Here is a 24,315-nt window from a genome sequence, read left to right as displayed (position 1 = left end):
ACCCGACAATAGAGCAGCCCACTTGTGTTTTCTTGGGATATGGCCCGTAGCGGCCTGCTGCTCTTTTTGCGCCGGGGCATGTGGGGATGGGCTCAGGTGCTGGCCGAACCAGCAATCACCCCGCGAGAGCAGAATTACCCATCATCAATTGCTTGGCCGCTGCACCGCGGACACAGCGCCGTCGTCATCCTCGACGCAATTCAGGAGTTGGAACAATCCTGCCGCCAGCTATTGGATGGCAAAGATAAACGGCAGTTCGCCGAAATCATTATCTGCCTGCATAAGATCCTGCACGGCTTGAGCAGCAACGGACCGCTCAGGGACTTCAACGATATCTTGTTCTTTCAATCGGCAAGGTTCTGGTTTTTGCTTCTTGAAAAGATGAACTTTCGTCAGCAGGTCGAAGACCTTCTGGATGAGCTGCGAATGATCCGCCGAAGCCTCGAACTGAGAGATGTTCGCTTGGTGGCGACGGTTCACAAATCACATCTTGCGATGGTGTTGTCCCGGCTCGATGCGATAGAGGCTGACAGTCAGCTCGTTTAACCCACGAGGTCCCTACGGCCACTGTGCGATCACAAGCAGCTTGCTGTTCGCCGGAGTCGTTCGTCAGGGCCAGGGCCTGGCGTTTTAGAGCATAGAATGGGGTCAGGAGATGACGACTATAGGCGTTATCGGCACAGGGGATTTCTCCGCGTATCTGATTGTCACCTTAAGACGGGGTGGCCATACAGGGCGGATCATCCTCTCGCCGCACAATCGCATAAAGGCTGAGGACCTCCCGGCGCGTTATGGTTGCACCGTTGCGGTGGATCAACTGAGTTTGATAGAGGAGGCCGACTGGATCCTGCTTGCAGTGCGACCAGAGCAGCTCGCTTCAGCGTTGCCTACGCTAGCGCTAGGGCCGGGCCAGACGCTAATTTCAGCTGTCGCCGGCATCGCTGCTGCCGAACTACGTGTCGCAACAGGTGGCAGCATCCAGGTCGTGCGCATCATGCCGTCGAGTTACATCGAGGCGATTGGTGACGGCCTCATTCTGATGTTTCCCGCGTGCCCGGAAGTGGAAGCCGTTTTGGCTGCCGCGGGAAAAGTTCTGGTTCTGAACCATGAGGACCAACTCGACCTCGCGATGATCGGAGCCTGCCTGGCGGGCTGGACGTATCGCTTTATCGCTGAGCTCGAAAACTGGTTTGTCGAGCGTGGACTCGAGCCAAACCAGGCCCGGGCGCTGGTTGCGGGAGATATAGCCGGAGCAGCCGCCTATGCAACGGTACTGCAGGATGTCTCTCTCAATGCGATTTCTGACGCTATCGCAACACCGGGAACTTTCACGAAGACCGGCCTAGACCATCTCGCGCGGACAAACGCGGCTGTCCCTTGGGTCGAAGCTCTGGAAATCGTTCATCGCGACTTGCCCGCATCCCGCACTGGTCAATCGAATATGCAGATGCGCTCAAAGGAAACACGGTAGGAACTTTCACGCGTGTCAACGTGCGCCTCGTCACCGCGCGCATCGGATCGATGTCGGCCGCGGCGAAGCCTCCCTTCGGACTGCCGCTCGCTAGCCGCAGGCCGAAGGCAATGCCTCGGCTCAATGCCAAGGCGTGTACTCATAGACGATTTCAAGGTCGTCCTCGGCGTCGATTTCTTCGGAAGGGCGCATATTCTTGTGGCTGGGTGGTCGCCTCGTCAGTCAAACCTGAGTATTGAAGCGGAGGACAGCCGCACTCAGGCTTAAGATATTGGCGCGGGCTGCGTTCACGGGTGTTCGGGCTGCCGATTGGATGGATGGAGTTAGTCATGTCGATCGAAGTTCGCGCGCGATTGTCGAAAGGGCGTTTGGCCGGGCCCAAAAGATGGGGGCTTCCCATCGAAAGGTCCGAAGAGTTTGAGCGCTGGGTCGATGAATGGACAAGAGGCGAGATCGAGATCGCCACGCTGCACCAACGCTAGATCGAATTGCTGAAAAGGCGGGAGCAGGCTTGGCGCAACTGCTGAGGTCAGCGACAAACCAGATGCGCTATTCCGCTCGTTATGGTTCAGTGTTGCAGAATTCCGCATTCTAGTTTATCTTCTGGCCGTACGATATTCCGTACGTCAACCTTTATATGAGCGATATTCCGCATGACTACCACGATTTTCAACGCTCTTGGCGAACAACTCTTGGCCGCCCGTAAACGGCGAGGTCTCAGTCAGCCCGCACTTGCGACAAGGCTCGGCCGGGACCGGGCCCGAATATCGGAACTCGAACGGGACCTTGCGACGGATCGGCGGGGTAGGGACCGACTGACCCTGTTTGCCGAAATCTGCGATGCACTCGACCTTATGCCGGTCCTGCTGCCGAAGTCCCGGGTCGGGGAAGTGAGGGCGCTGATTGGCGATAAGGGGGAACAGCCGAATAGAAGTGCGGCGGCCAGCGCATTCGAGGAACTTTTTGTCGATCTCGATGAAGACGACAAAGGGGAGCCGTGATGGCGAAATCTTCGGCGATCCTCGGCGTCCATCTTCTGGATCAGACACAAGGGAAGGTTAGGGTAGGCACCCTGACGCGCGACAGTGACGGCGCAGTCGCGTTTGTCGTTGCGGAAACATTCCTACGGGATCCAAAGCGGCCAATTCTGAGCCTGGGTTGGTTCGATCCTGACGATGACGAGGGCACACGCAATCATCTGGCGCGGCGCGGTGACAAAATTGGGCTTCACGGCACATTGCCACCATGGTTTTCAGGGCTGCTTCCGGAGGGCGCCCTTAGGGATCTCGTGTTGAACGAAATGGGGCCGGGCGATCACGACGAATTCGACGTTCTGAGCCGCCTGGGTGGCGATCTCCCCGGCGCAATTCTCGTCGTACCGGAAACAGCGATCCCAGCGTCAGCCGGCCCGATCACCATCGAAAAGGTACATGGCGTGGATGTCGCGCTGCCTGACGGCGCGGTCAAATTCTCGCTCGCAGGTGTCCAGCTCAAGTTCACAGCCAACGTCGAGGGCGAGCGACTGACGGTTCCCGGTCGCGGTAACACCGGCCGTTGCATCATCAAGGTCGCAAGCGAGCGATTCCCGGGTTTGCCCGAGGCTGAATACGCGGCCATGCATATGGCAAAAATGATTGGCGTGCGAACCGCAAATTGCCGGCTTGTCTCCAGCGATGTCATCAGCGGCGTTCCAGCGGAACTCTTGGCCCACGGAAAACGCGTTCTCGTCGTCGATCGCTTCGACCGTGCCGACGATGATCGTCGCATTCACATCGAAGACGCAGCCCAAATTCTGGGAGCGATAGGCGATCGCAAATACACGATGGCGACGACTGAAACCATCATCAACATGGTGCGCCGCTTCAGTACCGATCATCGCGATGACATATTGGAATCCATCCGCAGGGTTGTTGCAGACGTGCTTTTGGGCAATGGCGACAACCATCTTAAGAACTGGTCTTTTTGCTTTCCGGCACCCGGCGAAATCCGATTGTCGCCTGCCTACGATATCGTCCCGACCGTACTTTACATTCCATCCGACACTATGGCGTTGAGGTTCGTCAAAACCCACAGCTTCGAAAACGTGAACCTTCATCGCTTTGAGAGGGTCGCAAGTTTTCTTCGCCTAGACGAGAAGCTGATCACCCGCGAGGTCGTGGCGACAGTCAATCGTGCGCTGGAGCATTGGCCGACATTGGCGCCCGAATTGCTCGGAGAAAAGAAAGCAAAGCAGCTTCTCGATCGCCTCGAGACTCTGACCCTGGTGGACGAAGTACACCGTCAACCGTAGTCTTCGACCGTGCCGGATCGGCTTGAGCTCCGGGTCTTTGACGCTGGCGAACTTCATCTATGGCTTTCGCAGTACGTCGCAAAACGAAGTGCGGGGACCACTTTTTTACCTTTTATTTTCAATGTGATACAGATGTCAAAGCTGATTAGCAGTGCGACTTCTCCAGCCAGTTAGAAACGCGCCACTGGTTCTGCCGGTAGCCCCCGATCCGACCGGCTGGGCCGGGTTGAAAGGGCGGAGCGGGGGCGGGTGATAACGCTCCCCTTCGACTTTAGCTTTCTCAGTAGCAATTGTTCTGTCGTCGGCTGATACTCCTCTACACCGCATGGGGCGGATAGGGATCGAAGCCGCACGATGCTTCCGGAAATCAACCTGCAAGGTGACGTCGATGTCGCCGCGCTGTCACCTCTTCTTCGCGGCATGCTTCTGTCCGTTGCCTATGCTGACGGTGAGGGTGGCATAGGATTGACGGCGACCGGCGCCATGAACCGCAAATTCGTGCATTGGGCCGCTGTGAACTTCCTCTGGCCCGACTTCACGGCCGAAGACCTCTACAGCATGAACAAAGTGCTGAACGAAAACGACATGCCGCCGCTCTGGGTCGTGCGGGACATGACCCGCCATCTGAAGCTTCTTCGCCGGAAAAAGGATGTGCTGCTGCCAACCAGACGTGGCCGCGAGTTCCTGATGAACCCGCAGGCCTTCTTCGATCTCGTCGCCACGGATTATCTCTATTCCTATGTCCACGCCACCGAGCGCAAAGAAGAGGTCCAAGCTCGGTTAGGTTGGTGGCGCATGTTCCTCAATCTTCTCAATATCAAGGCGAGAGAGGGCTGCACGCCATTGGACGTTGTAAAAATCCTCTATCCAGACATGGCACCTCTGTCCGACACCGAAATGACCCTGGAAGCCTGGGAGCTCAAATCCGATCTCCAATATGGTGTCCTGCGGCGCCTGTGCTGGCTGGGCCTGCTTTATGAGGCACGAGAAGGGCTCACGCTTCTTCAAGACGGAGCCTTCCATAAGACGCCGCTTTGGTCCGCCTGCCTGCAGCTGGAATCAGATACGCAAAGCGACATCGGCGTGCACTGACGATCTTTATTCCGCCGCTGGTTGCCTCAATAACGCTTTCTCTCGCCGGGCAATCACCGCGGGATCGTTCATGTAATCTGTCCTCGGCTTGCGGCCACGCTTCTGATAGCCGTTCGCCGTGCTGCCGTCCCGAATGCCGAACATATGATCCGTCTGCCCGGTGCGGCGAGGGCCGCTCTTGCTCCGTTGCTGTTCTCGTCCAGCCTGCATCTCGGCGACGATCGACAGCATGTCGTCCAGACGCTTGTTCTCGACGACTTCCGGCCGATGGACCGACCGCAGCTTGTCAAAGGTTCTGTAGGGTAGGGCAAAACTCTCGTGCATGATCTCGAGACGACCGTCCGGATAATCGCAGACAATCACCTTTTGGCCGGCCAAGGGTCTGGAAACGTCGGTCGGATCGAGAATGAACAGCACCTTGTCGTAGCGCAGCGTCAAAGCCTGCGACAGCGTGCGAACTTCCTTGCGGCACATGGCGCCATCAAGGTTCTCGTGATCGGCCAACGGCCGGTGCATGTCCTTCGGATTGCGCGGCTGTTTGCCGAAACGCGCGTTGAAATCCGTAATGAACTCAGGTGCATAGGCGTTGGCTTCCTCGATCGTGTCAATGCCGCGAAGCCGCATCTCCTTGACCAGCCGATCCTGCAATGTCTGGTTGGCACGTTCCACCCGGCCCTTGGCCTGCGGGGTGTTGGCACAGATGATGTCGATGTTCAGCTCATAGAGCGCCCGGCCGAATTGTGTCAGGCCGCTCGTCCGGTCCTTCTCCGACGCATGGGTCGAACGAAAGACGCCGTGCTTGTCGCTGTAGAAGGCCAGCGGTTTGCCCCATTGCTGCAGATAGGCCTTGGTCGCGTGCAGATAGTCGAATGTGTTCTCCGATCCGGCAAACCGTAGATGTAGCAGCTTGCCGGTCGCGTCATCGATATAGACGAGCAGGGCACATTTGGGCCCACGGTTCTCGAACCACCAGTGATGCGAGCCATCGATCTGCACCAGTTCGCCAAAGCAATCACGTCGACCGCGTGGCTGGAAAACCCGTTTCTTGCGTTCTCTGCGTGAGACCCAGATACCAGCCTCGGTCATCCATTGCCGCAGCGTCTCCTTGGCGACAGAGATCCGGTGCAGCTCGATCAGCTTCTCACGCGCCAGCGTCGGGCCGAAATCCAGATAGCGTTCGCGGATCAGATCCAGCGCCGCATTGCGAAATTCCTCGCTGTGACGCCGGTTGCTCGGTTGAGATCGCTTCTTCGAAACGAGCCCGGCTGGACCATCCAGGTCATAAGCCTGCAGCAGCCGATGCACCTGACTTCGACTGAGGTCGAGCAGTTCGGCAGCCTGGACAACGCTCAGGCGTTCGTCACGGATCTTCTGGATGACTTCGAGGCGATGCAACTCTTTCTGCGACATAGTGATCAAACAGGACATGACGACTCCGACCGCTCATGGTCTCGACCAGGCTGAAGGTCGTCATCCTTGCTCCCAACCTTGGCATTGACCAGAACGTCGAGAGGCGAGACTGTCGCATCTCTAACTGGCCCAACTGTCGCATTACTAAATAGCCGCTACAACAGAAAATCAGATAAGTTCTATTATGGAACTCATAGACGGTTTGTCGGCTGTTACTCAGATGAAGGCAGCGCAATTGTGTTTTGCAAGACACCCCGACCACTTGAGCGCGGGATCGAGACGCTCAGAGAAATTACAGGCGCCCATGATAAAGATGCCCTCGTTTTTCTCGCCGCCATCGATCATTTCCAAGAGTGCCGAAACGAGAGGGCGTCCAACGCTCCTTTGCTCTGCCAAGCAGCCAACGAGGTCGGGATGAAATGCGCATCGAGCGTTTTTGCCAGAATGCGCGCGAATGCGGTCTTTCCGCACCTCCCGCTGCCCACTAAAGAGCAACCGGCTATCGATATTGGACCATCGCAGCTTACCTGTACGCCACTCGGCAACTTCACCAACGAGCGTTGACGCCCAATCGCGGGCTGCGCGGTAGCCTCTTACACTACTCAGGTCCAGTACCACCTCGCCAGACTTCGCCCGGCTAACGTTGGCTGCATTCGCAGCCAACGCAAACGCCCCAATGTCTCATCGAAACTGCGACCCTTTCGAACGGTCTTCCAAAATAGGCCAGGCGCAATGGCCACTGCTTCCGAAACATCCTCCTCTGGAGGCGTTGGACGATACACGAGGCGCGTAATGCATCCCTTGTCAGCTTGAGCTTCGGAGCCTCCAGATCAGCGTAAATGTCGGAGATCGTCGCCCATTCGTTCGGCACTTCCACGCCATGATCAAAAAGGAGCAGCACACGCTTGGAAGTGTCGATAGCGTCCTCCGTCTGATTCACCGCCCTGCGGTCGCCAACGACCAATACGAACCCAGGTGGGAAGAAGATTGCTGTCAGCAACACCCTTGAGCCAAGTCGAAGATCATGACGTGATTGTATAATGTCTGCGTGAGAAAAACCCTGGGTAGCTTCTCCCGGAGACTCGTATATGCTGCCTAAGGAATCTTAGTCCGCAGGCAACGAGATCGCGATGGCAATGCACCAGGTCCCCTCACCACAAAGCGGCTCGAGCACTCGGCCGCGACTCTGGTGGATGGTATTTCTATTTCCTGGGAAGGCCATCTTATGGTTTCAGTATCACTTTCCTAAATTCGGCAATGTCATTGCTACTGGCCGCCGCTACCGCAGCCGCACTTGCGAAATACTGTATTCGGCCGTGTTTTGGGTCCTAGCCGTCGCCTGGCTGTTTGCACTTTTGCACGGCGCACTTAGGTAGCATTCGTTGCGCCTCCATGCTGCCATATCGAGCCCAGAATTGCCGTTCCAGTGTCTTTCCAAAATGCCACACCCGGCCAAAAAAAATCTTTGAGCGCTCTTTTGTAAATGCAGCGCCGGCGAGAGCTGCTATGCATTGTTCACAAGCTTGAGGAGAACCGAATGCCGAATCCATTTGAGCAAATCCCCTTTGATGGCGCCGAGTTCGTGGACAATCCCGAACCGCGCTGCCCCTGCCTCCTGTTGCTGGACGTCTCAGGTTCAATGCGAGGACGCCCACTGAGAGAACTCAATGAAGGTCTTGTTCAGTTTAAGGATGAGCTCTATGCGGACTCTCTCGCATCCAAGCGCGTTGAGATAGGCCTCGTCTCCTTCGGCCCAGTCAGCATTGTGAACGACTTTACAAGCGTGCATAATTGGATCGTTCCCGAGCTAGCAGCGCAGGGAGATACGCCAATGGGCCACGCAATCGAGGAAGGCCTTCGGCTCCTGCGCGACCGGAAGAGCTCCTATCGCCAAAACGGAATCTCGTACTATCGCCCGTGGGTTTTCCTGATTACGGACGGAGCTCCGACAGACACGTGGCAAAATGCGGCCGCCCAGATCAAGGCTGGTGAAGCTGAAAAGGCCTTCAGCTTTTTTGCCGTCGGCGTCGACGGCGCGAATTTCGAAACGCTTTCCCAGATCTGCGTGCGCCAGCCTTTGGCTCTGAAGGAACTCAGGTTCCGCGATCTGTTCCAGTGGCTTTCCAGCTCTCTAAGCTCCGTCTCGCAATCCAATCCCGGCGACGCCGTTCCTCTCTCCAATCCTGCAACACCAGACGGATGGGCCTCAATCGCATGACCGATGGCTGGCGTTGGGCCGCGGCCCGTGCGCGTGGCACCTCTCATGTGAAGACAGGTTTGCCATGTCAGGATTTTGCGCTCAGTGAGGCTGTAGCCAGCCTCGATGAAACGGTCATGACAGTGATCGTTTCAGATGGTGCGGGAAGCGCAAAACTGGCGGAGATTGGTTCAAAATCAGTCTGCATTGGTCTGCTTCGGCTCATCCGTGGATATCTTGCAAGTCACTCCCTGTCCCAGCTTCGTGAAGAAATGGTTTGGGACTGGATAGATGATATCCGCGAATACATCAGCGCAAAGGCTAGTCGATCTGGAACACAGCGTCGCGATTTCGCGGCCACAACCGTTGCGGCTCTCATGTCTGAAAACGGCACTGTGATCTTCCACATCGGCGACGGCGCAGCCGTCGTACGCTACGAAGGAGACGACGCATGGGATGTGCCGTCTTGGCCGTATCAAGGCGAATATGCATCGACAACCAGCTTCATCACCGATGATCCTTATCCGCGTCTGACTTTTATTCGAAATGACCGTCGTGTCGATCGATTTGCAGTATTCTCCGACGGCATTGAGCGCCTAGTCCTCAATAGCGTAGATCGTTCGGCCCATGAGCCATTCTTCAATCGGATAGTGACGCCGCTAGCTTTTTCGGAGGAAGCCGGCAGGAACGTTTCTCTGTCGATAGCCCTCCGAGACTATCTTGAAAGCCCTTCCATTTGCGAACGGACAGATGACGACAAGACGCTAGTACTCGGTGTGCGCAAATGAGCACTACCGTATTCGGATCGGATGGAAAGAAGCTCACGCTTGGTATGATGCTGGGAAAGGGTGGCGAGGGCACGGTCTACCACATCCACGAGGCGGGCGATTTGGCGGTGAAGATCTACAATTCCGGCAAAGCCTTCGAGAGGAAAGCAAAAATCTTTGCCATGACGTCGGCGGCGCTCCACAAGACAACCGACATAGTCGCCTTCCCAATCGAGACTGTAAGCGACAAGAACGGAACGTTCATGGGTTTTTCCATGAAGAAGGTCGCAGGTTTTAAGAACATCCACGAGCTCTATGGGCCGGGCAGCAGGCGGACGGAATTTCCTTCTGCCGACGCCCGGTTCCTGGTGCGCAGTGCGTTCAATCTCGCGAACGCTTTTGCTGCAATCCACAATACAGGCTGCGTAGTCGGCGACGTGAACCACTCCGGCATCCTCGTTTCAAACCAGGCTATGGTAACTCTCATCGACAGTGACTCCTTTCAGTTCAATAAGGGGCCAGAGGTCTATCGCTGCACGGTAGGCGTGCCGGATTATACGCCACCTGAGCTCAGAGGTGCGGACTTCGAAAAAATGGTTCGAACGGCAAACCACGACAACTTCGGTCTGGCCGTCCTCATCTTTCAGCTGCTTTTTCTTGGGAGACATCCGTTTGCCGGCAAGCATCTGGGTCTTGGAGACATAGACATACCCACCGCCATCGGCGACCACCGTTTCGCCTATAGCGCACGTAGGGCTGAGACGCGCATGGAACCCCCGCCGCTAACACCAGCGCTCAGTGACTTTGGCAATGAAGTTTCTGACGCCTTCGAGTCAGCCTTCAGCAAGAATGGTGATCGTCCGGGCGGTCGGCCCAACGCGGCATCGTGGGTCCAAATCCTCGGCAAGCTCGAGCAGGGTCTGGTGGAGTGCTCTGCAGACAAATCACATGCGTACTTTCGGGGCGGCGCGTCGTGCCCCTGGTGCCGCCTCGAGAAATCGATGGGCCGGAGCCTATTCGCCGCAAAGATTTCAAGCACTGTTTCCACACTGAACATCGGTGACCTCATTGCTCTAATCAACCGTCCCGCTCCACCAAGCCAACCGCCTGCCCCTGAAAGCATCATCGCGGTTCCGTCTCTTACCCGCAGTCCTGCGGCGGCAGCCGCATTACATGGAAAGCAACTGACGCTTTTTGCGTCGGTTGCCGGACTGCTGATAGGCTTTTTCCTTGCCAATCAGTTGAATGGCTTCTGGGGTACCGCTCTGGTTATTGCATCAATCATAATGATGATCCGAGCCCGCCGTCCTGCGGAAGAATTTCGGGTCGAACTGCAGGCGGCGACTGCAGCATGGGAAGAGAAGAAGAAAATTTGGGAAGAGCACGCCGGGCCTGCCGTGTTCCTGAAACGAAAAAGCCACTATCTGTCCTTGGCCTCGGCTCATGCCAAACTTCCGGAACAGGAACGCGAACGGCTCCTCGAGCTCGAGCGGAAGAAAAGGGACCTTCAATTCAGGAGCCACATGCAGGGGCACTTGATCTCCCGCGCAAAAATCGGTGGGATTGGACAGAGCAGGACGGTAACGCTCTCGTCGTTTGGTTTTGACAGCGCGTGGGACGTGAAGACTCGCTCGGTTTTGGCCGTTCCTGGCATTGGTCCGAAAAAAGCCGACGCCCTTGCGAATTGGTCGTCGTCCGTTGAGAAGAAATTTGTATTCAATAGTCATATTGCCACCGATCCGCAGGCTATCAATGAGGTCAAAACGGACATAGCGCGTCAGAGGGCTGACTTGGAACGAGAGCTGAGGCGTGCTCCGGATGAGCTCAAGGAACTTCTGGATACTGCCTCCGACCTACGAAGGAACCCGCCCCCGCAATTAGTTGAAGCGTATGTACGGCTTAAGCAAGTTCAAATGGACATAGGGTAACGGTGGCGCGCGTGGCGGGACCATACCGAGACTTCTGGATAATGCTCACAATGATCGGGGTCGCTGTCTTCGCGGCGAATGCAACGTCGAAGCCTGGAACCGTATCTCCGGTCCCGGCGTCGTTACCTACTGCCTCACGCAATCAGATCGTGACCGCGCCGGTAAGTAGTCCTACCCTCACTCAGGAGAAAGTGCTTCCTGCGCCTCAGACTTCGGTGGCAACCGCAACTGCTGCCAGTGCAGACTCGCTGTCGCCCACGTCTTCCAGCACTGGGAATGCAACATCCGTTTCGGAAACGGCTCCGTCTGCTCCCATGGCCGCGCCTCAAAGCACCGCGACGAGTTCCGCCATTACGATCACGGAGCCAATCACGAGCACCGCTTCAGAACCAAACCCCGAAGTTTTCGATGGATTGATTGCCTCCATCGAGCAATCGCAGGCTACCACCGTGGCCGCTGTTGATCCTTCCAAAACAGCCGGCCCGATCTCTGCTGCGAAATTCGCTTACATGCGGGTACCTCTTGAACTTAGAGACGGACCTAGTCCCAAATACATCGTCGTCGGTAGCCTTGGTCAAAACGCTCTTGTCTCTGTCATGGAGCAAGAAGCGGGTTGGACCCACGTCAGCGGTGGCCCGGACGCGATTGGATGGGTACCCTCTGGCACAATTTCTTCCAGTTCCGTGCTCAATGTTGCCCGGAAATCGGTTCCCAACATGCGGATAGTCGAAACTCCACGTCGCGAGGGGGGCCGCTAATCGATCATGGGCCGCCGCACTGCCTCCAGCCCAATCCCTGCCGATTGCACCACCCAGAATTATTCAAATCGGTCTCCAGGATCGAGCGCGATTTGCATACTTCAGCGTCGACAGCGTTCGCAGTCGAGCAGGCGGTAGCGTCGAGAATCCAACGGCGAATGATCCGATCGGGGATGGCGACCGCTTTGTCGGTCTCGATGACCTTGCCCGTTTCTCCGATTATTTTCCGAGCGACCGGGTCCCAAGTCAGCGCGAAGTTCACTGCGCCAGAAGCTCCCTTTTTTCTGGTTGCACTGAAGGCGTACCAATCGACAATGCCGAAGACAGAACACCTGTCTGCGCAGAGCGCATGAACCGAACCTGGCCGCGCTGCGTAGATTCGTGTCGGCCATCGGTCCACGAAAGCACTTTTCTCTTTAAGTACATCCTCTCGCGAAAGATCTTTTCCGTAGTACTGGAGGCGGTCGGCATAGACGTTGCGAAGGAAGGCGGCCGCCTCGCTACTTGAGCCCGACCACACCCGTTGGAACTCGTTGAACACTTCCACTGCCCCTGCTTGGTCAGTAGGCTGCGCGCCCTGCACTATATCCGTCCAGGTGCCTGAACCACTGGGCTGAGCCGTTACCAGCTGATAACCCGCCATATCTACAAGGTTCAATTCTTTCGATTGCCCAAGCTGCATCGACAGTGCTGCGTCAAGAAGCGAAGCGCTGACACCCATCGTGCTGAGGTAGTCTTTGATGGCGGCTGAAACTGAGGGATCGACACGCCCCCCAGATTCCGCAGACGTGGCAAACGTCTCTACAGATATGCTGACGCTCTCATCTTCGGCATAGCGACTGGCGCCACCCATAAATGCCAAAAGGCAGGTGTTGAGACAAGGCGAGCCTTTGGTCTGGAGCGTTGGAAGGCCGGTCTTGCGAATTGCTTTCCCGAAAGCCATCGCGATTGATCGATCGCCACCCGCCGAATTAAATGCGATGTATTTGGCCGGGCTCGCTGTAAGTTCCAAGGCGACGCGTTGTGGATCATCGCCGGTCTCGAAGCTGCCCTCGACAAGGAGGATCGTCGTCCCATTCGTCGTGGAGAGATGGCGATAGGAAACCGCGGCTGTCGCTGCGCCCACCGGAGCGGAAGCAGCCAAAACAATCGTCATAGCGGTATAAAGGAGATGCCGTTTCATTTGCGTGATGGCTTAGTTTGTCGCGATTCCCAGGGCCGACAGGACCTGCGGAGTGATGGTGCCGGTGACTTTGAGCCCGTACGCATCCTGCATTTTATTAAGTCCGCCCCTCGTCGCGGCATCGACCTGCCCTGTTATCGGGCCGCCGAAATAGCCAAAGGCAATCAGAGCGGTCTGGACCTGTATGACGATGCGGCGAAATTTGTCCGAGTTGCCTGGCAGCGTTTTCAGCGGCTGTGGCTGCGCGTTCGTCGGGGAGGACTGCGGCGAATAGGCGCCGCCAGTTGAAGTCGTGGCAGGTATGTTGGGAGTGGTCGGGGAACTTCTGATGACGGGACCTGGGTTGGGCGAATACTGCGGTGTCGGGTCGGGCAATGGATAAGCGGTGTCATAATCGCCCCGTGGGATGTAGCCGCCTCCAGCTGAGGATGCGTGGCTCGCGTGACTGGCATGACTTGCATGGCTCGAATGCGAGCTATGGCCCGCAAGGGTGTAGACCTGTTTAACCCGCAGCCGCTCGAACAGGGTGGTTACGGGCTTCTTTTCGGTAATGCCGGTGATCGGCGCTGCATCACTTTTCGACGGCATGAATCCGGCGGCGATTAACGACGGCACCAGGTAGATCTTGCGCTTTTTCATTGTGGTGAGAGTCCCCCAAACCCCTGATCAGCTTTATACCATTCAAAAAATCCACCACAAGTAGAGCGCAGCGAGCATCCGCTGCACTCTACCAAAAATTTGTTCTTCCAATCTGAAATCGTGCCCGGCGCCAAATGCCGGTACTGTGGAGGAACCGTACAAAGGGGGAAATTATAAAGAAGAGTTTGGATACCGCGCCCCATCGCGAGGTTGATGGCTCTGCGCAGTTGTCCGAAATCCAGCGACGTATCCTTGAACGAATGCGCCCAGTTCATTCTGCCGTAGCCGATATTCTCTAGCTGCATGATTGCCCAGACATCGATGAACGGCAGCCTGGTGGAGACGTAGCTCGCAAGCTCAGGCAACGCGCCCCAGTTCTGCTGAAGGACAACAGTGCGAAGCTCGACTACCGCACCCATCCTCATCAGCGTCGCCAAGTTCGATGACAGCATGTCAAAGGCACCGGACTTTCCAACGATGCTGTCGTGAAGTTCGGCGCAAGGCGCATACAGCGGAATGCCCCATAAGACGCGATCTCTTCCGATCTCATCAATTATCGTGCTGTCGCCTGGCTCGAAAAACTGGCCGTTGGTCAGAACATGGAATGAGATATCCGACCGTGCTTTCGCGGCGGCCAGAAGAAATTGAAACAGTCTTCGTTTGTGCAGCAGCGGTTCGCCGCCAGATATCGTGATCCGAGCGTTTTCCGGCGCTAAAATGGCAGCGACTGTGAACTGGTCGAAGAGGTCGGCGTGATGTTTCTTTGGAGGCTGCGAGCACATGACGCAGAGCTGATCGCATTGCTCGGTGACCAGGAAGGTATTGTGTCTCGACCGTGATCGCACTAATCGATGCGCTGACTTTCGCCCAGGAACTATAAGCAGCACGTCACCATTGAGATCAGTTTCGGCACCGCAGTGGACGCGAAGCGAGTAGCCTGCGAGATCGAAGGTTTGACTTTCCTGATCTCTGTCGATCAGGAGTGCATCATATTCACCATCCACCCCGTCCGTGCGCAAGCGAACGATAATTGGATTGTCGATTGGAACGTCATCGATCTTGAGCCGCAGATCGATCATGTGTGTACCGGCGCCAGTGACGGATCGAATTCTGGAATTCCGGCCCACACGGCGAGGCTCTTTTGGACTTTCTCATCGTCCGAATAGAGCAGCTCGAAGATCTTGTCGAAGATTGCGGTATGACGGCGACAGAAGGCTGTGTCGGCCTTCGGCAGATCGATGCGCCCGTAACGGGATAGATCGTCAACGACGTCTGCGCCGCAAGCGGCCTGGTACGGACAATGAATGCAATCGGGATGGAATGAATTGGAAGATTCTTCGTTCAGTACGTCTAGTTTCGACTGGTCGATACCATTCCATAGATCGCCAATGCTAAGATCGACCTGTCCGACCCTCGTGACCATCCTGGCTTCGTCCGTCGGATAGAAGGTGCCGTCGTAGTCAATAACGATGTAGTCTCGCCCGAGGATATTCGGATTACGAAGGTCGACGTGCTGATTGTGGCCGCCATGCAGAACCCGGCGCAGGCAGTGAGTGAAATAAAACTCCTCGACCGGCTGAGCGGCGGTCCAATTGTGCTCGATCAGCGCATCGATAAAATCGGTGTGATAAGCACTCCATTTGTCTTCGAGACCGGTGGTCTGAAATCTTTTTCTAGCAAAACCTTGATGATTGACAGGCCGAAGGAAAATGGACCGAAATCCGAACCTACCAAACGTATTAATGATCTCGGAAGCGCTCGGCAACTTGTTGATGTCTAGCGTCGGGAGAGCCGAGACTTTTACCTGACCCAAGCGCTCGATGGCATAGCGGAGGTTCGATACAAATTGCTGCGTATCGTGGGCATTTGGGGTTCGTTGTCGCTCATGCGTCGAGAGTTCGCCGTCGAGTGACGTGCTCACGAAGACGTCCGGGGCATCCAGAAAATCCCAAGCTTCTTCCGAGACCGATTGCAAATTGGTGCATACCGTAAAGGAAACTTCTTGGAACTTGCGGCGAGCGAAAGCGCGAACCTTCTTCAATAAGTCTAATCGGAGCAGTGGCTCGCCACCCTGGAACTCGATTTTGACGCTCGCGGAAGTCATGGCGTCGAGAAATCGGAGAACGCGCTCAAGCGTCTCATCCGTCCAATCAAAGCCTAAAGTGCTCTCGTTCACCCGAGACACCTGACAGTAGGCACACGCCAAATTGCAACGGAGGGTCGGAACCAGAATGACGTAATTCAGCTCTTGAGAACGATGCAATCGTTGGGCCCATCGGTAGGCAAATCCCATATAGGCCGGGTCGCCTATCTCATTGAACGCATGACCATTCGCTTCAAGAAAATCCCTATCCACGGCCATTAGCTTTCCGGTCGCATAGCGATTGAGAAAGCGGACATCGGCTTTGAAGTAACCGCCCGCATCATCCGCAAAAAGATAGCCGGCCCCGCACGGTCTGAATTTAAGGGGAAATACGGTCATCGCCCGAGGACACCGTCGAGGAGAGCACGCCTAAGCGGAAGTGTCTCGGCATAAATTTTCTCCCGATACAGACAATGATGAAATTCTCGAACCAACAGATCGACCGAAGCTGCGCCGTCGTCCAACAGGCTGATCGTCTGAGATATTTCGATTTCTGTACCTGGATGCAACGCACTGAACCGAACAATAGCCACTGCGAGATATGGACGGAATGTCGGATCGAGCTCGATCGCACTGCGGCGAGTCTTCTTTGGGGACAAGGTGCGAGAGTTTTGCGGTTTCACGTCAGTGCAGCGTCCCCATTCCGTATGATTGAGATTGTAGCAATGCTGGCATTTAAACACCATAGGATTGCGCTGAGCTTTCGCTTTCAAGCTCCTAGCTCACTACGTCCCAAACCAACGTATCCATCCCGACCAGGCTTTCAATTACCACATTTCATTCCAGTGAGTGCTTTCATGATTTGCCCTCTTGCTGAAGCAGGAATCGCTCGTGATTCCTTGTCTGGCACCGAATCGCAGAGGAGCGGTGCCATGGAGGCGCGGTTTGATTACGAGCTTGCAGGTTACGGCGAACACTTTGCCGATGTGAATCCTTCTCGTTCGCAATATTCGAAATGCCGTTGACGCCTCACAAAGGAAGGGCCGCCTCGAAGGGGCGATATGGCGGCCCAAAGGTGACTGCGCCTGCAGCCACTTTGGCGAATGAAAGGAAAATTCGCCTAAGCCATAGTAGAATTTCAATTTTGATACTGCAACGCTCACTTTTAAATAATTGCATTATGACATTCTCACCAGCGGATGAGTGCTCCCCTCTCGCTTCGCGTTGGGCATCATCCGGTGCCGAACTGTACCATGCGTGTTGGCTGCTGCGAAATGATATACCCTGCCGACAGCTGACGTCGAGCCGCGGACAATCGGGACTTCGGCGCTATTGAGGAACGGCGCTGCGCCGACAGCCACACGGCGATTACGGCAAAACTATCGGATGAAACATGAGCATCCAAGCGCAACAGTAAAAATTCCGAATGGCCATGCAAGCACCAGCGCGGCACTGATCCATTCGCGTTCGGAAGTCGGTTGATGTTCGTTGTCGTTCGCTGCTCTCATCCTGTCTTTCCCCGTTAGGAGACCAGCATAGCCAGCATTTTAGCTTTGTCTCATCAAAGATGTTTTCGCCCCGTAACGGGTGATCACGCTAAGGCCATCACATGGTTATTGCGCGGCCTTGTTTCCACTGGCACCCGCTTTCAGGACCGTATGCGTACTTGAATCCATTGCCTGTCCAGTTTCTTTGTAAGCGGACAGGCCATCCCACGTAGCATGGAGACGCGAAATCGCTCATTTTCAGCATGAATCATGCTGGGAATCCTATGAGTGAAGATATGAATCATGGTCGTACGTTCGAAATTCTGACGGCGGAGCCGGTGCGAACGCGGCGGAAACCGAAGTCGTGGTCAGATAAGGCGAAAGCTCTGATCCTGGAGCAAGCTCTCGCTCCTGGCGCGAATGTCTCTGCGGTCGCGCGTGCGCATGGAATGGACCCGTCGCAGCTCTTTGGATGGCGGCGAGTAGCCCTCGCATCTGGTTCGATTCAGCGCCTGAAAACAACCGAAAACGATGAGGCCTTTACTCGTTTCGAGGCGGTGCGGACGGACACTGTCGAGATCCAGGTGGGCGACACGACACTTCGCGTCAGCGCTTCGATCGATCCGACGCTGCTGAGCGGCATTGTCAGGGCGGTACGGCAAGCATGATCACTTCGGGTGTTGTTGTTTACGTGTCATGTCAGCCCGTCGACTTCCGCAAAGGCGCTGCGTCGTTGATGGCCCTGGTGCGGGATGGCGGCCTCGACCCCTTTAGCGGTGCGCTTTATGTATTCCGCTCGAAACGCGCAGACCGGATCCGCATTGTTTGGTGGGACGGCAGTGGGGTCTGCCTTTACGCCAAAATAATCGAAGAAAATGGCTTCTGCTGGCCTGTCCCGTCTGCTGCCCGCGTCCGTCTCGACCATGCGCAATTAATGGCACTTCTGGCCGGAATGGATTGGAAAAAGATTCGCCCCGCCAAGGTGCGGCGGCCACTTTCGATCGGCTGATGACGATGTGCGGCAAGATGAATCATGTTGCTGTAAGTGTTGGGAAATCGGCGGATTTTATGCTCTATTGCCCGCATGGTTTTACCCGGTCCGGACCTTCCTGACGACGTCGATGCGCTGAAAGCGATGATCATCGCTTTGAACGCAGAGAAGGCTGCGACTGACGCCGAAATTGCCCGAATGAGGGCTGTCCAACAGAAAGCCGACGAGCGGATCACCACTTTGACGGCGATCTTGAAGGTTTTGCAGCGGGCCCAAAACGGTACGCGCTCCGAGCGACTGCGGCTGGCGATAAACGACGAGCAGATAGACTTCGCTTTTGAGGAGGTCGAGACTGGCCTTGCGGCGATTGACAGCGAGCTCGGCCAAGTGGGCAAAGCGCGGCCAAAAAGGGAGGCGCGGCCACGCAAAGGTTTTGCCGCCCATCTCGAACGCATCGAGGAAGTGATCGAGCCGGAGATCCCCGACGACTGCCAAGGCTTGGAAAAGGTTCTGATCGGCGAGGACCGATCCGAGCGGCTCGACGTCATACCGCCGAAGTTCAGGGTCATCGTCACACGCCGCCCGAAATATGCGTTCCGCGAACGTGACGGCGTGCTGCAGGCTTTGGCGCCCGCGCATATCATCGAAGGCGGGCTGCCGAGCGAACGGTTGCTGGCCTATATCGCCGTGTCGAAATACGCCGATGGTCTTCCGCTCTACCGCCAGGAGGCGATCTATCTGCGCGACAGCGTGGTTCTCAGCCGCTCTTTGATGGCCCAATGGATGGGGCATCTGGGCTTCGAGCTGCGGATCCTGGCGGATTACATCTTGGAACGCATTAAAGCCAGTGAGAGGATATTTGCGGACGAGACGACCTTGCCGACGCTGGCTCCCGGCTCTGGTAGAACGATGAAGGCGTGGTTATGGGCCTACGCTTGCGATGACCGACCGTTTGGCGGGTCTGGCCCGCCGATGGTTGCCTATCGCTTCGAAGACAGCAGGGGTGGCAAGTGTGTCGCGCGTCATCTCGCCGGGTTTGGCGGCATCCTGCAAGTGGATGGGTACTCGGCTTATACCAGCATGATCAAAGAGCGCGCCAAGTCCGGCAGCAATGAAACGATCAAGCTTGCCGGATGCTGGGCACATTTACGCCGAAAGTTCTACGAGCTGCATGTCGGCGGCATTAATGACGCTGCAACGGCGTCGATCACAGCCATGACGGAACTTTGGAAGGTCGAGGACGAGATCCGCGGCAGTGATGCCGAAACGCGCGCGAGGCGCCGTCAGGAGACGTCCGCTGGCATTGTCGCCGATCTCTTCCAGTTGTGGGAGAAGGAACTCTCCAAAGTCTCCGGAAAGTCCAAGACTGCTGAGGCGATACGTTACGCCCTGACACGCCGGGAGGCGCTGGAGCACTTCTTGACGGACGGTCACGTCGAAATCGACTCCAACATAGTCGAGCGTGCCATCCGACCCCAAACCATTACGAGGAAGAATAGTCTCTTTGCCGGCAGCGAGGGCGGCGGAGAGACATGGGCGACGATCGCCACACTTCTGCAGACGGCAAAAATGAACAACGTCGATCCGCTTGCCTGGCTATCTCAAACGCTCACCCGCATCGCAAATCGCTGGCCAGCCGCTGATATTGAGCTGCTCATGCCGTGGAACTTCAAACCAGACGCCGTCGGCTAACCGCTTACGTTTCTTTCGCGTCCTTCGCCATTCCTTTGGCAGTGTTTGCGCAAGACGACAGGGTGAGAAACACCGAGATTGCGGTCGCGAGCGAGATTTTGAGCATGGGAAATACCCCTGGTTACACTCGCCCAATAACGGCGGCGCGATAATTTAGTTCCCCGACGCGGGAGCCGCAAGTTCACGTAAAAATTCTAAAGACATATGGGGTCAACCAGATCTAGCATCTCAATTTGGAAGTTCAAAAAGCACTCCCGCTACCGGCCAAACTCTACGAAGGCTATTTCCCTCGAAGCCCGGCGCAGCCAGCACGATTGGACCATGATCCCCCCCGCTATCTAAACTTTCCAAGACCAATGTTGAGGCGTCATTAGTAAAGCGCAGCCTTTTGAAGTAATAATTATCATCGGCGTCGCAGGCGACGACAGGGCGACCGTCGAGCTGCGACAGAGATGCCAGCGACTGCAGTTCCGGCAAGATCATCAGATGTTGCTTGTCTAGCGCAAAAGGCTCGGCACTTTGTCCGACCACCTCGATCAATCCAATAGTTTCCTCAGCAATCTGATCGATAGCCGATGTCCCACCACAGTCGGAAACCTCGTGATCGCTGCCTTGAAAAACCCAGTTGAAGCGCTGATAAAGCACACCGACCACTTTGTGGAGCGTCAAAGTAGCCTTTTTAGCAATTATTGGCGGCGCTATATTTCGAGGGTTAATAGCCTGCGCTGTCAAAACCGCAACGTCGCTGTGATTGTCCGCAATCTCAAATCTACGAGCCAAAAGTTTGCCGCCGCTTATCGCAATGACGAGCGATTTCGCGGATGGCTCGGCAGCATCCTTTACAAGAACAATGTCACCGACCTTTGCAACAGGCTCCAGAGTTGAGGAGACACATCGATAGGCTGCGTGTTGTGCCAAGACGATCTTTTTAGACGTGGCGGAGTCGAACCCAGATGATTGAAACATCCCATCCGCTGCTCGTCCACCGCTAAGCGCCGCGGCGCGTCCAATAATCTCAAGCTTCATTTTCCGAACAGAAGACTTATAGCCATTAGGCAAAGATATGCTTGGTGGTGGGCTGAACAGCGCCGTGTACGGAGCATGCAGGAGTCGGTACTCACGGGATATTGCGCTGCAAGCTTCGATTGCTGGTCGAAGCTCTTTCCTCCAATGCTTCTCGACGTCTTCAGCCTCCGCGATACCAAGCGCAAGTCCACTTGCATGATGGGCCATTTCCATGTGCTTGATGGATGTCAGGTTCTGATGCAGCGACTTCGTAAGCGCTTTAAATTCACTTCTGTCCCAAGGGGCGAAACCCTTTGCATGGAGATGCTCGATCTTACTTCGGGCGTCACCGATAGTGAATCCTCTGCCTACAGCGGAGACATTTGCGTCCTCAGCGCGTAGCATAATACGCAGCAGGCCTTCGACGTGTTCACGAACTTTGCCGATGTAATCTCGACCGCCTAGTGGCGTTGGGTGGCTCTTAAAATCATCCCAGCGTCTTGCGAGTGCATCACCCTCGATGATTGCAAGATAACCTATGTCTTTATGCGCCGAGGCAATCATCGCTTCGCGACCAGTCACGCCTCCAATTTTTATCAATTCCACAAAATGCGGGTCGTGGGTCGCGAGTATAACTTGCATGTCACGTGGTGCTTGCTGCATCGCTGCGACATGCTGGCACCATCTATGGCGATGGTCGGGGTCAAATGTCGTCTGCGGATCGTCAAAGAGAAATAGCGGCAGTCCATCTTTTCCCAGCTGTTCAAGCGCTTCTTCGCGCAGTGCAAAAATAAAAGCCCACAAAACTGCACGTAGCCAAGACGTATTCGCCACGAGCGTTGCGTCAATCCGATAGTCGCTGACAAGGTTCCCAAATACTGTCAGTCCATCCTTCTTGCGAAGGCTTGTATCCTTGAACTTTAGGTTCTCAGCCAAATGGATGCGATCTAAAGTCGCTGCAATACGACCAGATAAATCATTAATTGCATCCCGGGCCACGGATTCGGCTAATGAGGAAAGGTCTTTCAGTGGGCCGATCTCGTTCGAAACCGCTTTTCGCCTCTCTTGCTCGTCCTCTATTTCCGACACTACGAGCCCAGCTGACCAGGCATCACGCATGGCGACCGCTGCCTTTCTATAAGGCTCGGCTTCACGCAAAGCATCAGCCAACCTTCCTAGATATTCTCCGAGGGTCTCAACCGCCTCTGGCGATGTGGTGGGCCTCGGCAAGGCATTTCTGTTCCACCAACCTAGCCAATCAGCAGCATTATCCCGGTACCATTTCGCTAGAGCTATAAAACGACGTAACGTTTCAATTTTACGATTCACCGATGGCGTTGCAGCATCTTCGACAGGTTGTTCTACGGCATAGTCAAAGTTGCTCTGTGGGATGCTTTTCAGCGCCTCGCCCGCTAGTCTTTTGAATCCATGCAAGATTTCAGAGACATTAGGTGCATCTATGTATTTTTTAGTGAAATCTCGCGCCAATGCAAAACTAGGCCCCGAAGCCAAGAAATTTTCACCAAAGCGCCTGAAGGTAGAAGGCACGGCTCTATCTAATTCGCCAGCAATAAGGTTCATATTGTCTTCGAATTGACGCGTCGCAAGTTCACCTAAGGCGCGGAATCCTTCCAGCTCCTTTTTCAATTCTGGAGACTGCAGGACTCGTTGGCAAAGTGGGCAATCGTCGATTGGTCCGATTGCATGGTCAACATGCCACCGGGCGGCCATCGCCTTTAGCCGAAAACGATTATCAACCTGACTTCTAGCCAACAGCCCAACTGCATCTTTCGTCGCAGCAATAGCAATATCGATCGCGACTTCAATGGCCGTAACTGTTTCATCATCCAAAGCGCCGTGAACGGTCTCAAGATCATTCCAACTCGCAAGAGACTGAAGGCCTTTTCCGAGCTCGCTTCGGGTTGCCTCAAGTGCCGCCGAAACTTGGGTCTGAACTGCCAGCTTACTAAGCTCGAGGTCCGGCGATAAATCGTCGCGAACCGCTTCCGTAAGTTCCGCCGCTTTGGCAACAAGTTCCTTTCCAAATGCCTTCGCTTTGCTCTCCGAACGTTTGGTATCTGATGGAGCAAAACCGGGGATCGTAACGTCGATTGACTTCAGAGACGCTTCACAATCTACCAAAGCACGATCAAATTTAACCCGCTCCAACGCGAGTTCTTTCTTTCGATATGAAAGGTATTCTCGGCCGCCATTGCAAAGTCCAGACACTAACGCTCCTAACGCGATTAGGTCATCGAGTCCGGTAAGCTTCTGGACTGCCGACGTGAGTTGACCAGCACCTTCATCTAATCTGAGGAGAGGCAATCGAGACGGCATCAGTAAGCTTGTCTCGATAAGCACATCGGGCAAGTACAGCAACGGGTCCGCATTCACGCTGATGTCGCCGTTTTCTAACCGCCGCTCAACGCGAGCAATCTCTCCGTTCTCATTCTCAAATACCAACTCAACTCTTACTTTCGGAGAGCGGGTTAGGTCAATTTCGGTCGGGGGATAGGTCGCGATTGGGGGCCAGCTTCCAATAGGCTTTTGATTTTCTCCAAACACCGGCTGAAGGGCATGTGGCAGGCTCTTGGTCTGATCCCGCAGCCGCTCCCCTGAGAGGGTCCAGAGTATGGCACCAATTAACGACGACTTTCCACTACCGTTTGGCCCTTCGATAAGTAAGCTTTGTCGATCGAAACTGTATTCAAACGGGGCACCCGCCCAAACATTTATGCCTCCAAAACCTTCTGTAAGAATCGACTTTAGTTTCCAGCTGAAAAGACCAAGATTTTCCCCTGCTTCTCCATGGGTATCGGCTGGGTCGTATTCGCCACTGATTTCGCCTTGCAGGCCATCGATGAAGACGTTAGGCAATTCTGTAGGCGATCGAACATCGGATCTTAAAAGAAACTGGAAAAGGCGGCGTGCAGCTGGGGTCTCGAGTTTTATCGAGTTGCTTTTACCTGCAGAGTCTTTCCAACTAAGCGATAATCCCGATAGGAGCCGCCTTTCGATCTCCAACTTCGTAAGCCTGCTCACGAAATCCTCCCGACGCATGTCGCAATCACAACCTGCATTAGAAAAAATGAAGTTTCAATATCCACCTGCTCGGCACTCCAAGTTTTTTGACTGCAGGCATGGAATTCGACATTGGCTCGAATCGCGTAGCTTTCCATAACTGCTACATCACCCCGTTGCTGCTGCTTCGCAGCAGATCGAACTTAACATATTGATTTTTCTAAAAAGTGCGGCTGACTTGAGGAAATTCAAATTTCTCGTACCACTTTCTCCGGAATGCCATCAATTTACCCTCCCTTCC

General features: G+C 55.2%; 20 protein-coding genes. 12 read left to right on the top strand and 8 right to left on the bottom strand.

The annotated features are described in order from the left end of the window. Positions 1-24 precede the first annotated feature (24 nt). From NXC24_RS23395 to NXC24_RS23375, 6 genes are all read left to right on the top strand, one after another. Positions 25-546, top strand: coding sequence for a hypothetical protein (locus NXC24_RS23395; protein ID WP_199773599.1), 522 nt, complete (start codon positions 25-27; stop codon positions 544-546). A gap of 109 nt (positions 547-655) precedes the next feature. Next, positions 656-1,471 (top strand): NAD(P)-binding domain-containing protein, encoded by an 816-nt coding sequence (locus tag NXC24_RS23390; protein ID WP_104825812.1) that lies wholly within the window; start codon positions 656-658, stop codon positions 1,469-1,471. A 329-nt stretch (positions 1,472-1,800) separates the two neighbouring features. Next, positions 1,801-1,953: a hypothetical protein gene (locus NXC24_RS35530; protein ID WP_199773598.1), complete on the top strand. Its 153-nt coding sequence runs from the start codon at positions 1,801-1,803 to the stop codon at positions 1,951-1,953. Between the two features lie 171 nt (positions 1,954-2,124). Further along, a complete protein-coding gene (locus NXC24_RS23385) occupies positions 2,125-2,472 on the top strand; it encodes a helix-turn-helix transcriptional regulator (protein WP_104825811.1) in 348 nt (115 codons plus the stop codon). After that, the gene (locus NXC24_RS23380) at positions 2,472-3,761 is read left to right on the top strand and encodes a type II toxin-antitoxin system HipA family toxin (RefSeq protein ID WP_104825810.1); all 1,290 of its coding nucleotides are present in this window, start codon (positions 2,472-2,474) and stop codon (positions 3,759-3,761) included. The genes NXC24_RS23385 and NXC24_RS23380 overlap by 1 nt, the downstream gene beginning before the upstream one ends. A 354-nt stretch (positions 3,762-4,115) precedes the next feature. After that, positions 4,116-4,853: a hypothetical protein gene (locus tag NXC24_RS23375; protein WP_104823072.1), complete on the top strand. Its 738-nt coding sequence runs from the start codon at positions 4,116-4,118 to the stop codon at positions 4,851-4,853. 6 nt (positions 4,854-4,859) lie between these two features. Here NXC24_RS23375 and NXC24_RS23370 read toward each other — a convergent pair whose 3' ends face one another. Together NXC24_RS23370 and NXC24_RS35220 are read right to left on the bottom strand one after the other, a co-directional pair. Beyond that, the gene (locus NXC24_RS23370; protein ID WP_104823073.1) at positions 4,860-6,281 is read right to left on the bottom strand and encodes an ISNCY family transposase; all 1,422 of its coding nucleotides are present in this window, start codon (positions 6,279-6,281) and stop codon (positions 4,860-4,862) included. Between the two features lie 198 nt (positions 6,282-6,479). After that, the gene (locus tag NXC24_RS35220; RefSeq protein ID WP_158704538.1) at positions 6,480-6,926 is read right to left on the bottom strand and encodes an AAA family ATPase; all 447 of its coding nucleotides are present in this window, start codon (positions 6,924-6,926) and stop codon (positions 6,480-6,482) included. An 874-nt stretch (positions 6,927-7,800) separates the two neighbouring features. On the opposite strand from NXC24_RS35220, the gene NXC24_RS23365 reads away from it, so the two are divergent. From NXC24_RS23365 to NXC24_RS23355, 3 genes are read left to right on the top strand one after another with little or no spacing between them, the layout of a single operon-like run. Next, a complete protein-coding gene (locus NXC24_RS23365; RefSeq protein ID WP_104825809.1) occupies positions 7,801-8,481 on the top strand; it encodes a VWA domain-containing protein in 681 nt (226 codons plus the stop codon). Beyond that, positions 8,478-9,248 (top strand): PP2C family serine/threonine-protein phosphatase, encoded by a 771-nt coding sequence (locus NXC24_RS23360; protein WP_245464030.1) that lies wholly within the window; start codon positions 8,478-8,480, stop codon positions 9,246-9,248. The genes NXC24_RS23365 and NXC24_RS23360 overlap by 4 nt, the downstream gene beginning before the upstream one ends. After that, positions 9,245-11,155: a protein kinase domain-containing protein gene (locus NXC24_RS23355; protein ID WP_104825807.1), complete on the top strand. Its 1,911-nt coding sequence runs from the start codon at positions 9,245-9,247 to the stop codon at positions 11,153-11,155. The genes NXC24_RS23360 and NXC24_RS23355 overlap by 4 nt, the downstream gene beginning before the upstream one ends. Before the next feature lie 762 nt (positions 11,156-11,917). Here the strand turns inward: NXC24_RS23355 and NXC24_RS23345 are convergent. From NXC24_RS23345 to NXC24_RS35875, 5 genes are read right to left on the bottom strand one after another with little or no spacing between them, the layout of a single operon-like run. Continuing rightward, entirely contained in the window at positions 11,918-13,096 is a 1,179-nt protein-coding gene (locus NXC24_RS23345) for a hypothetical protein (RefSeq protein WP_104825805.1), read from the bottom strand. A 12-nt stretch (positions 13,097-13,108) separates the two neighbouring features. Beyond that, the gene (hxsA, locus tag NXC24_RS23340) at positions 13,109-13,735 is read right to left on the bottom strand and encodes a His-Xaa-Ser repeat protein HxsA (protein ID WP_104825804.1); all 627 of its coding nucleotides are present in this window, start codon (positions 13,733-13,735) and stop codon (positions 13,109-13,111) included. Further along, on the bottom strand, positions 13,732-14,814 hold the full coding sequence (hxsC, locus tag NXC24_RS23335; RefSeq protein WP_104825803.1) for a His-Xaa-Ser system radical SAM maturase HxsC: 1,083 nt from the start codon (positions 14,812-14,814) through the stop codon (positions 13,732-13,734). The genes hxsA and hxsC overlap by 4 nt, the downstream gene beginning before the upstream one ends. Further along, a complete protein-coding gene (gene hxsB, locus NXC24_RS23330; RefSeq protein WP_104825802.1) occupies positions 14,811-16,217 on the bottom strand; it encodes a His-Xaa-Ser system radical SAM maturase HxsB in 1,407 nt (468 codons plus the stop codon). Before hxsB ends, hxsC begins: the two co-directional genes overlap by 4 nt. Further along, positions 16,214-16,591 carry a hypothetical protein gene (locus NXC24_RS35875; RefSeq protein WP_245464029.1) on the bottom strand — a complete coding sequence of 126 codons (378 nt, stop codon included), beginning with the start codon at positions 16,589-16,591 and terminating at the stop codon, positions 16,214-16,216. Before NXC24_RS35875 ends, hxsB begins: the two co-directional genes overlap by 4 nt. Before the next feature lie 998 nt (positions 16,592-17,589). On the opposite strand from NXC24_RS35875, the gene NXC24_RS23320 reads away from it, so the two are divergent. From NXC24_RS23320 to NXC24_RS23310, 3 genes are all read left to right on the top strand, one after another. After that, complete coding sequence (locus tag NXC24_RS23320; RefSeq protein ID WP_104825801.1) at positions 17,590-17,973, top strand: transposase; 384 nt, start codon at positions 17,590-17,592, stop codon at positions 17,971-17,973. Beyond that, a complete protein-coding gene (tnpB, locus tag NXC24_RS23315) occupies positions 17,970-18,314 on the top strand; it encodes an IS66 family insertion sequence element accessory protein TnpB (RefSeq protein WP_104825800.1) in 345 nt (114 codons plus the stop codon). The genes NXC24_RS23320 and tnpB overlap by 4 nt, the downstream gene beginning before the upstream one ends. A 75-nt stretch (positions 18,315-18,389) precedes the next feature. Then, the gene (locus NXC24_RS23310; protein WP_104825799.1) at positions 18,390-19,988 is read left to right on the top strand and encodes an IS66 family transposase; all 1,599 of its coding nucleotides are present in this window, start codon (positions 18,390-18,392) and stop codon (positions 19,986-19,988) included. 228 nt (positions 19,989-20,216) lie between these two features. On the opposite strand, the gene NXC24_RS23305 is transcribed toward NXC24_RS23310, so the two are convergent. Beyond that, positions 20,217-24,035: an AAA family ATPase gene (locus tag NXC24_RS23305; protein ID WP_158704537.1), complete on the bottom strand. Its 3,819-nt coding sequence runs from the start codon at positions 24,033-24,035 to the stop codon at positions 20,217-20,219. Between the last annotated feature and the right edge of the window lie 280 nt (positions 24,036-24,315).

The sequence above is a fragment of the Rhizobium sp. NXC24 genome, assembly GCF_002944315.1.
Classification (GTDB): domain Bacteria; phylum Pseudomonadota; class Alphaproteobacteria; order Rhizobiales; family Rhizobiaceae; genus Rhizobium.
This window is presented reverse-complemented; position numbering and strand designations above follow the sequence as displayed.